This is a genomic window from Syntrophomonas sp., from assembly GCF_028707975.1.
In the GTDB taxonomy this organism is placed as follows: Bacteria; Bacillota; Syntrophomonadia; order Syntrophomonadales; family Syntrophomonadaceae; genus Syntrophomonas.
In genome coordinates this window covers 1-6,536 of sequence record NZ_JAQVZX010000098.1, presented here as the reverse complement: position 1 = coordinate 6,536, position 6,536 = coordinate 1, and the positions used below count along the sequence as shown (strand labels likewise).

Annotated in this window: 5 protein-coding genes, 2 tRNA genes and 1 pseudogene; 3 read left to right on the top strand and 5 right to left on the bottom strand. The window is 46.0% G+C overall.

The genetic code is table 11. The annotated features are described in order from the left end of the window. Positions 1-1,028: Smr/MutS family protein (locus PHP87_RS10110; RefSeq protein ID WP_299920962.1), on the top strand; the 1,028-nt coding region annotated here is incomplete at its 5' end. A 9-nt stretch (positions 1,029-1,037) separates the two neighbouring features. On the opposite strand, the gene PHP87_RS10105 is transcribed toward PHP87_RS10110, so the two are convergent. Next, on the bottom strand, positions 1,038-3,425 hold the full coding sequence (locus PHP87_RS10105) for a transglycosylase domain-containing protein (RefSeq protein WP_299920960.1): 2,388 nt from the start codon (positions 3,423-3,425) through the stop codon (positions 1,038-1,040). Positions 3,426-3,665: 240 nt separating this feature from the next. Here PHP87_RS10105 and tyrS point away from each other — a divergent pair, with 240 nt between their 5' ends. Beyond that, entirely contained in the window at positions 3,666-4,868 is a 1,203-nt protein-coding gene (gene tyrS / locus PHP87_RS10100) for a tyrosine--tRNA ligase (protein WP_299920965.1), read from the top strand. A 238-nt stretch (positions 4,869-5,106) separates the two neighbouring features. Here tyrS and PHP87_RS10095 read toward each other — a convergent pair whose 3' ends face one another. The 4 genes from PHP87_RS10095 to PHP87_RS10080 form a co-directional block, all read right to left on the bottom strand. Beyond that, positions 5,107-5,367 carry a hypothetical protein gene (locus PHP87_RS10095; RefSeq protein WP_299920958.1) on the bottom strand — a complete coding sequence of 87 codons (261 nt, stop codon included), beginning with the start codon at positions 5,365-5,367 and terminating at the stop codon, positions 5,107-5,109. A 59-nt stretch (positions 5,368-5,426) separates the two neighbouring features. Further along, positions 5,427-5,502, bottom strand: a tRNA-Glu gene (locus PHP87_RS10090). Positions 5,503-5,508: 6 nt separating this feature from the next. After that, positions 5,509-5,582, bottom strand: a tRNA-Gln gene (locus PHP87_RS10085). Between the two features lie 81 nt (positions 5,583-5,663). Continuing rightward, on the bottom strand, positions 5,664-5,843 hold the full coding sequence (locus PHP87_RS10080) for a small, acid-soluble spore protein, H family (RefSeq protein ID WP_299920955.1): 180 nt from the start codon (positions 5,841-5,843) through the stop codon (positions 5,664-5,666). Between the two features lie 247 nt (positions 5,844-6,090). Between PHP87_RS10080 and PHP87_RS10075 the strand changes: the two are divergent. Further along, positions 6,091-6,536 (top strand): annotated as a pseudogene (locus tag PHP87_RS10075) (thymidine kinase); the annotation flags it as partial.

Here is a 6,536-nt window from a genome sequence, read left to right as displayed (position 1 = left end):
TTCTGACCACTCACCAGAGCGAACTAAAATATTTTGCCTATCAAAGAGAACGGGTGAAAAATGCCTCGGTGGAGTTTGACCCGGTAAGCTTGCAGCCCACCTATAAGTTGAGTATAGGGATGCCCGGGCAAAGCAATGCCTTGGAAATCGCCTCCCGCTTGGGTTTGAAGGCTGAACTGGTACAGCAGGCACGGCAGTTGTTACCCCGCCGGGAAATGGAAATAGGGAACATGATTCGCCACTTGAAAGAAAGCCAGAGCCAGGTGGAAAAATCCCAGCAAGAAGTGGAAAAACTGGTGGCAGAAATCCGGGAGAAAAAACAGAGCCTGGAACAGGATAGGGAAAGCTTTGAACAGGAAAAGACGGAAGTAATGGAAAAATCCCGTTTGGAGGCGGCGCGCTACCTCCGGGAAATAAAAAGGGAAGCCAATACGGCCATTGAGGAATTCAAAGAACTGATGAAGGAAAAAGAAAAACCGCCTAAATGGCACGAAGTAGAGCAAGCCCGGCAAAAAATCCGGCAAATTAAGGTGGACTTCCCTGGAGAAATAGAAAAAGACTACGGGATTAATCCGCCGGAAATCAAAGCGGGGGATTATGTTACTATAAGGAATATTAAGCAAAAGGGTTATGTAGTAGAAGGTCCCAATAGTCAAGGTGAGGTAGTAGTACAGGTAGGCATACTAAAGCTTAATGTAAATCAGGAACAGTTAATTCCTAGCCAGGAAAAAGAGGAAATAATAAGTCATCGCCGCCACCAGAGTTTTCTGGAAAAGGCCCGAACAATTTCCAAGGAGATTGATGTGCGGGGTCAATTGGCCGAAGATGCCCTGTATATAATCGATAAATACCTGGAGGATGCCAATCTCTTAGGCCTGGATTCGGTGCGTATTATCCATGGCAAGGGGACTGGAGCCCTGAGAACCGCAGTTCGCCATTACCTAAAAGACCACCGCTATGTTAAAAGTTATCGCGATGGTCTGCGGGAAGAAGGCGGCCATGGGGTTACAGTGGTTGAGTTCAATTAAGCTTTGCTGCTATAGCCCGATCACATCATCGAATACTTCACGGGCTTTCTTTTTCTTTAGCTGGTGCTCTTCCAGCGGGCAATATGGAAGACTATCCCCGTTCTCCACTATGACTCTTTCCAGGTACTCCGGAGGGCAACCCCCTGATTGTAAAGGATTGGGCATGTTGGCTCGATAAATTTTCCCGTTATGTCGAGGGTCACGGCAGACATAAACTTCGTTATTTAATAAAGCAGGTAGGGAAAAATCGCTGTGAATATCGCATTTTTCTGTGGGAGTTTCATCCTTGCTCAAGGAACGCATTTCGGGATTGGGGCAGTAGCGACCAGCCAGTTTTCCAGATTCCGGGCAAATGGAAACCATATTGTGAGCATCACAGATTTCTGTCGGAACCTTATTTTTAAGACAATAGTCGGAAAAGATTTGCTCCTGCGAGCAGAGTTCAGAGGGAAGCTTGCCCGATTTCGAGCACACCGACACCGATACTATTCCCGCAGGCATAGAACGCGGCTTGGGATTTTTAATTTCATGGGCCTTTTGCATCATGGAGCGGAACATACGGGCCGGGTAACTGCTGCCATATACCTTGTTCATAGTATGCTCCCGGTCATAGCCCATCCATATGGCAGCAGAATAGCCGGGACTGACACCGCAAAACCACGAGTCCTTATATTCTTCCGAGGTGCCGGTCTTACCCCCGGTTTGTACGCCAGGGACCCGGGCATTGGTGCCGGTACCAGAGCTGACTACGGTTTGTAGCATGCTGTTCATCAACCAGGCGGTTTCTTCGGACATGGCCCGGTGATATTCCGGTTTGAAGCGGTAGATTTCCACTCCATCGGCATCAAGAATACGGGTTACAAAATGGGGTTTGGCATATAAACCTCCGTTGCCAAAGGCTCCATAAGCGGCGGCCATCTGTACAGGTGAGGCTCCACGGGTCAGACCGCCCAGGGAAAGGGGAGCCAGGCTCAAATCATTGGTACCAGGTGTATCCACCAGATCAAGCCCCAGGGATTTGCCAAAATCAAAAGACTTTCTTACCCCGACTTTTTCCAACAATTGTACCGCAAAGGTATTGACTGACCACTGTACTGCAGTCCTCATGCTAATCAAACCGCGATAGTTGGGGTCATAGTTCTTCGGGCTCCAAATAGTGTTTCCTACCTTAATGGAAATCGGTTCATCTATAAGGGTAAAGAAGGGCATATAGCCGTCTTCCAATGCCGGAGCATATACCGTCAAGGGTTTAATTGAAGACCCTGGCTGTCGCAAGGCATTGGTGGCCCGGTTAAACCCCCTGCGCTGCTCATAGGAACGACCACCCATAATAGCTTTTACTTCCCCGTTGCTATGATCGATTAGAGCCATGGCACATTGAATCTGCTCACCCTTTTTCTGTTCCGAGGGGAAATTGGCCGGGTTCTTAAAGAACTCTTCAGCATGGCTTTCCAGCTGGGCATTCATGGTAGTATAAATTTTAAGTCCCGAACGATAAATGGCATTATTCGGATCTTCATAAATTTCGCGCGCTTCCAGGATATCCAGGGTTTCATCAATTACCGCGTCAATAAAATAACCATACCTGCTTCCGGAATTAAATGATTTCTTAAAAACCAGGGGAGTTTCAAAAGCCTGCAGGGCAGTTTCCTGGTCAATATAGTTGCAATCTACCATACAGTTTAGAACCATTTGCTGCCTGGCTTTAGCCCGGTCATAATACTGGAACGGGTTATAGGAGTTGGGACTTTGCGGCAAACCTGCCAGCAATGAGGACTCGGCCAGGTTCAATTTGCTTACATCTTTGCCGAAATAGGTGTTGGCTGCTGCCTGTACCCCGTAGGCACCGGCGCCAAAGTAGATTTTATTAAGATACATGCTCAAGATTTCATCTTTGGAATAATGGGTTTCCAGTTTGAAAGATAATAAAACTTCCTTGATTTTCCTTTCCCATTGCTTGTCAAAGGTGAGAAAAGCGTTGCGGGCCAACTGCTGGGTTATAGTGCTGGCCCCCTGTCCCGTCAAATCACCTGATTGAAGATTAACCAGCAACGCTCGTACTATTCCCTTAAAGTTAACCCCGTGATGGCGGTAGAAATCCTGATCCTCGGTAGCGATAAAGGCATTAATCAAGTCGGGAGGAACATTATCCAGGCTGATTTCAGTTCGGTTTTGTTCGGCATGCAATCCCGCCAGGACTTTTCCCTGGTCATCATATAAAAAAGTAGTGCTGGCACCGGAAAGCTGTTGCGGATCCCAGGCGGGAAGATTTTGCGCCGCATAAACTAAAACGCCTACCCCCACGCCGGCAGCAACCAAAAAAATTAATAAAAGGGTACTCAACCAGCTATAGCTGCGTCTTTTTGCTCGTTTGTTTTTTTTCTCTTTGCTTGTCATCAGTAGTTTAAACCCTCCTGTATTTGGCCGGGAATGCTTATGCTATAAGTCTTGTCTTCATCTTAAGACTTCTAATTAATATTTGACAAAGACAAGGATTTTCCTGCTTGTGACTTATGGTAAGCATTGTAGGAAATCCTATATATAAATACGCTTACAGAGTTCAAATTATTGCACATCAAGAAATTCAATGCTATATTTTATGAGCAAGGAGGTAGTATGGTGGACGAGAAAACACTGCTGACAGAGGTAAATCGACAAATGGAACTAATCCGGCGGGGCGTGGCCGAAATCATACCGGAGGAAGAACTTGCCCAGAAGCTTTTCCGCTCCATCAAGGAAAAGCGCCCCTTAAGAGCCAAGCTGGGCCTCGATCCTACCGCTCCGGATATTCACCTGGGGCATACAGTGGTTCTTAACAAGCTTCGCCAATTCCAGGATCTGGGCCATGAAGTTCATCTTATTATTGGGGACTTTACCGGCCGTATTGGTGATCCTTCTGGTAAATCCGAAACCCGAAAACAATTAAGTGAAGAAGAAGTAATGGCTAATGCTGCCACTTACCAGGAACAGATCTTTAAAATCCTAGATCGGCAGAAGACCTTTATCCATTTTAACAGCAGCTGGTTGATGCAACTCAAGCTGGCCGATGTACTCAACCTGGCCGGGAAATATACCGTAGCGCGCATGCTGGAAAGGGATGACTTTTCCAAGCGTTATCGTGAAGGCTTACCCATAGGAATACATGAGTTTATGTACCCCTTGATGCAGGCTTATGATTCAGTGGAGTTGCGGGCTGATGTGGAACTGGGGGGAACCGATCAAAAATTCAATCTCCTGGTAGGACGCAACCTGCTCCGGGAATACGGCCTGGAACCCCAGGTGGCACTTACCATGCCAATACTGGAAGGAACTGATGGCGTACAAAAGATGAGTAAAAGCCTGGGTAATTACATAGGGGTCAATGAGGAAGCCTATGAAATGTTTGGCAAGACTATGTCCATTCCGGATGAACTAATAGCCCGCTATTTTGAGCTTTTAACCCAGGTGCCAATGTCTAATATAATGAGACTACAGGAAGATATGAAATCCGGCAAGCTTAACCCGCGGGACGCCAAAATATGCCTGGCCAAAGAAATAATAAAGATCTATCACAATGAAGAAGAAGCTGAGAAAGCTGAGGAGAAATTCAAGCTGGTCTTTTCCCAGAGGGATATTCCAGAAGATATACCAGTAATAGATAGCAGTGAAAGAGAAGTTTGGCTGCCCAAGTTTCTCCACGATAATTCCATGGTCAATTCCACCAGCGATGGCCGCCGGATGATTAAACAGGGAGCAGTTAAAGTGAATGGGGAAAAATACCAGGAAGAAAACCTGGAGCTCCAGGATGCCATGGTTCTGCAAGTAGGCAGACGAAAATTTTGCCGCCTGCGCTTAAACTAAAGAACGCCAAGGACTTAGTAAGAAAAGTGAGGAGTGAGGGGTTAATTGATTCCTACTACATCTTACTATTCAAGCGCCTACTAAATCACTTTTCATCGCTGGTTGTGGCCTCCGGCCATGGAGGGTTAGTAAGTAAAGTGAGGGCGCGTAGCAACCTTAAAAGCAAGCACTCAAGTAGATTACAACCCTGGTTTAAAGAGAAAATTATTATTGAGTGCCAGGTGCAGTAGGTTCATATTTATAGCAGGTAGCCTTTCTCCAGACTTTTTAAGACCCGCAGCATTTCATCAAAATGACCCTCAAAAAATATGGCATGTCCCTTAACCTCAGGGTATTCCAGGGAAAGCAATCTAATGAAGGTAAAGCCGGCTTCCTCCAGCTGAGGCCGGCTGGTTTTGCGTATAGTATCAAGCTGAGCCTCGCTTAGCTTTTTTACGGCACAGTAAATATCTTTGCCCTTGCTATTGGTCAATACAGTGGCAATCAGGGTGCGCAACATTATCCCTCATTTCTATATAATAATAAGACCACCCCGCTAAGAGTGGTCTTTATTCTCTATGGTAGCCCCAAGGGGAGTCGAACCCCTGTCTCCGCCGTGAGAGGGCGGCATCCTAGGCCTCTAGACGATGGGGCCATAATATGGCAGCCGGACAAGGATTCGAACCCTGGCGAACTGATCCAGAGTCAGTCGTGCTACCACTACACCATCCGGCTGCAAACGGGTTGCTCTAACCCGTGCGTAAATCATTATAATATAGAGTAAAAGTATTGTCAAAAGCAAAAAACATAAATGCGTTACATTTGTTTACCTTCCACCAATTGATGTACCATGACCTCGAAGCGCCTTTTGCTGTCAATGGCTTGTACCTTAACCTGATCGCCGTCAAGAGACTCAATCCACACGGGGGAGCCTTTGAATCTCACCTCAATGGAATCACTGGAAGCCAGTATCTCTTTTACCCTTGCACTATTCATATAGAAATACGCCCTTTCCCGAAAATATAATTCTGTGCTTAATATGCCACCGGGGCAATTTTTTAATCAATTTGCTCTAAAATAGCTTTTAGATAACGGCTTTTAAAATAGGCAAATATGGGTGCTTTTTTATGGCAAAAAATAAGGTAATTGAATTTACGCAACAATATGATTTAAATGAGGTAAGAGGGATTTTACGGAAAGCAGCGAATATAGCCTGTATAGCTAAAGTATTTTGGAGGTTTGCATGGGCAAGATTGAGATAATTACCGGTCCCATGTTTGCGGGTAAAACAACTGAATTGATGCGAAGACTTGAACGCTATACCCTTGCAGGCAACAGTGTTGTTCTATTCAAACCACATATTGATAGCCGAACCGAGACAGAGATAGCCACAGCCTCGGTCAGGCAGCAATTCAGCATTCCGGTTTTGATCCTGCATAAACCAATCGGCATTGAAGCTGCTGTGGTGGCAATCGATGAAGCCCAGTTTTTTGGAGAATGGATTATAACTTATGTACAATCACTCAAGGACCAGGGCAAAACCGTAATAATATCCGGTTTAGATATGGATGCTCATCGGCGTCCATTTGGATTTATGGGTCAGCTTATGTCCATAGCTGATTCGGTAAGCAAATTGACCGCCGTTTGCCGCTGTGGCGAAGATGCGGTATACACCTGGCTCAAAAACAG